At 65.1% G+C, this 3,066-nt stretch carries 4 protein-coding genes; all 4 read right to left on the reverse strand.

Annotation, left to right across the window (positions count from 1 at the left end):
* On the reverse strand, window positions 1-356 hold a 356-nt coding region (locus ACYVDE_RS18735), incomplete at its 3' end, for a LytR/AlgR family response regulator transcription factor (protein WP_460503069.1).
* Window positions 357-443: 87 nt separating this feature from the next.
* Complete coding sequence (locus ACYVDE_RS18740) at window positions 444-1,526, reverse strand: sensor histidine kinase (protein ID WP_460503070.1); 1,083 nt, start codon at window positions 1,524-1,526, stop codon at window positions 444-446.
* A gap of 32 nt (window positions 1,527-1,558) precedes the next feature.
* Window positions 1,559-2,140, reverse strand: coding sequence for a DUF7010 family protein (locus ACYVDE_RS18745; protein WP_460503071.1), 582 nt, complete (start codon window positions 2,138-2,140; stop codon window positions 1,559-1,561).
* A gap of 53 nt (window positions 2,141-2,193) precedes the next feature.
* Window positions 2,194-3,066, reverse strand: an 873-nt coding sequence (locus tag ACYVDE_RS18750) for an alpha/beta fold hydrolase (protein ID WP_460503072.1), incomplete at its 5' end; no start/stop codon positions are given.

The following is a 3,066-nucleotide window of genomic DNA, read 5'->3' on the forward strand; positions in this document are numbered from 1 at the left end:
GCTGGGCTGAGGCGCGTGCGGGCCTTGGCCAGCGCGGCCGCCAGCCGGGTTTCCTCCACCGGCTTTAGCAGGTAGTCGAGGGCATTCACGCCGAAGGCCTGCAAGGCGTACTGGTCGTAGGCCGTGGTGAAGATGACCTGCGGCGCGGCTTCCAACGAGGCCAGCAGCTCGAAGCCGGTCTGGCCGGGCATCTGCACGTCGAGCAGCAGCAAATCGGGGCGCAGGGCCTGAATCTGGGCGCGGGCTTCGTCGGCGTGGCGCGCCTCGCCCACCACCGTCACATCGGGGAAGGACTGAAGCAGGTGGCGCAGCTCGGTGCGCGCCAGGCGCGAGTCGTCGACGAGTAGAACGTTCATAATTCAATGGGTGAGTGGGTGGATTACTGAATGAGCGAATGGCTGGTTGGGAGAATGGCTGCAGCGGTCCTAACCCCATTCAGCCATTCACTCATTGATTAACGGTAGCCGCAGCTCGGCCGTCACGGTATCGGGCAGGTGGGCATCGGGACCTACGTGCAGGCTGGCCGAGGGCCCGAACAGCAGCTGCAGGCGCTCGTGGGCGTTGGGCAGGCCGATACCGGTGTGGTCGGGCGCGGTGGGGTTGGGCTGGTAGCGGCCAGGGTTGCGCACCGTGATGAGCACCTGGCCCGGGCCGGCCAGCTGGGCCGCCACGTGCACCTCGCCCCCACCCGGCCGTGGCGTGATGCCGTGCTTGATGGCATTCTCGACCAGCAGTTGCAGCGTCATAGGGGGCAGTGGGGTGGCCAGGGTGGCGGGGTCGGCGTCGAGGGTGTAGTGCAGGCGCTCTTCCAGCTGCAGACTTTCGAGGGTGAGGTAGTGGCGCACGGTTTCGAGCTCGCGGGCCAGCGGCACCTGCTCGCGGGTATTTAGTTGCAGCGAGTAGCGCAGCAGGTCGGAGAGGTGCGTCATCATTTCGCGTGCGCGGGCCGGGTTCTCCAGCACCAGCGCCCGGATGTTGTTCAGGCCATTGAACAGAAAATGCGGATTAATCTGGGCCTTGAGTGTGCGCATCTCGGCGTCGCGCACGGCGGTGGCCAGCTTCCACTTTTCAATTTCGGCCTGCCGCAGGTTGTCGAAATAATGCAGGCTGAAATACGCGGCCGACCACAGGAGCATGAAGAAAAACGAGTTGGCGATGTAGCCCACGTACTGCAGCCACGGAAAGCTCTTGCCGGCCTGGCTGGCCGGGTCCGTCAGCCAATACAGCGCCGTGATGAGCGCGCCGGTGAGGGCCATGCTGCCCACGGCCACCAACAAGTTGCCCAGCAGCAGCCGGGGCAGCAGCAGGGGCAGCGACAGGCGCGTCCAGCCGTGGCGGCGCAGGTACAGGCGCAGCAGGTGGCTGCCCAGCAGCAGCGAGCCCGCCACAATGATTTCGATGGGAATGATGATGGGCTTGAACTTGCCAAACACCGTGGCCAGCACGCCGCCCAGCAGCCCAAACGCGCTCCAGCCGCCAATCTGGAGTATCCAATACAAGCGCGGGCGGGCCGAAGAACGAGGCATCTGGCAAGCTAAAAAAGGAAGGAGTAACTGGATTATGCTGCCACCGCGGCCCGCACCGGCACCGCCGCCCGCTGCTGATACAGGCGCAGCAGCAGGCCCGCCAGCAGCAGCAGGCAGCCCGCCACGAACACGGGCACCCAGTACGGCGCCGTGCCGGCCGTGCGCAGCCCCACCAGCAGGCTGCCCACCGAAATGACGCCCGCCATCGCGGCATAGGGCGGCGCGTGGTAGAACCAGGCGTAGGGGAAGAAATGCGCGCCCGTGATGATGCCGTAGGCCATGATGAAATAGGCGGGCTGGTGGCCGAACATGAAAATCAGAAATGGAAAGTAGAACAGTTGGGCGAAGTTCAGCCATAGCCCCAGCGGCTGCAGGGGGTTGTGGGGCAGCGTCCAGGTCGTATTGAAGAGCTTCGACAATACCCAGGCCAGCGGCAGCGTGAGCGCGCCCACGAAGAAAGTGATGAAGCTGCGGTGCGTGGCCGAGCCCGGCAGCAGCCACACCCCGGCCAGGGCGGCCCACACCACGCTGGCGGCTACTATAAAGTCGAGGCCGTTTTTGGCTTTCACCGACAGCTCCTGCCGCAGCGCATCCAAGTCAATTACCGTTTCCATTGAACTAAAGCAGAAAAAAGACGAGAGTTGAGCCTGCAAAGCAAGCACGCGGACTACTTTTTCGCCAGCGTCGGCTGCTTCAGGAAAGCATCGGCTTGGCCTAGGAACCAGGCCGTGTCGTCGTACATCAGGAAGTGGCGGCCGGCTTCCGACATCTCGATGCGCACCTGCGGCAGCTTGGCATATTGTTGCGTGAAGATGGCGCGGGTGCTTTCCTTGGTCGAGCCATACTGCTTGTAGGCAGCCCAGGCCCCGAGCACCAGCACCGGCTGCTGAATGCGGCTGATATCCTGGCGTAGGTCGATGGTGTACATATCATACATGGCCTGGGCTACGGTGGGCGCATCCGAAGCCGAGCCCCAGCGCATCACCAGGGCCTGCCGGGCCGAATCCGTCACCATGCCGGCCACCATCTGGCGCTGCACGGCCACGGGCTGGTGGCCCTGCTTCATCTGCTCGCGCATCTGGGCGGCCATCGGCTTCATGCCTTCGGCCGTGGCGGCGGGATTTTGGATGGCGGCCATGAAGGGCAGCGAGTCCACAATCACGAGCGGGCCAATGGCATCGGGCTGGGCGGCGCTCAGGGCCAGGGCCATGAAGCCGCCTAGGCTGTGGCCAACCACGGTGGGCTTATTCAACTTCTGGGTTTTGATGTAGGCCAGCAGCTGGTCGCGCACGGCGGGCAGCAGCGGGTCGGCCAGGGTGGCGGCGGGCGCCGTGCCGCCGAAACCGGCCAGCGAGATGATGTGGCACTGGTACTGGCGTTGGTAGTGAGCCACGGTTTCGTCCCACACCGCGCCGGGGCAGGTCAGGCCCGGAATCAGGAGCATGGGCTGACCCTTGCCCACCACGCGCACCGTGAAGGTGGGATGCTGGGCGGGGTTATCGGCCACTACTTTGGCGGCGGGCGCGGCGGCCGGGCCGGT

This window comes from Hymenobacter agri (assembly GCF_054778495.1).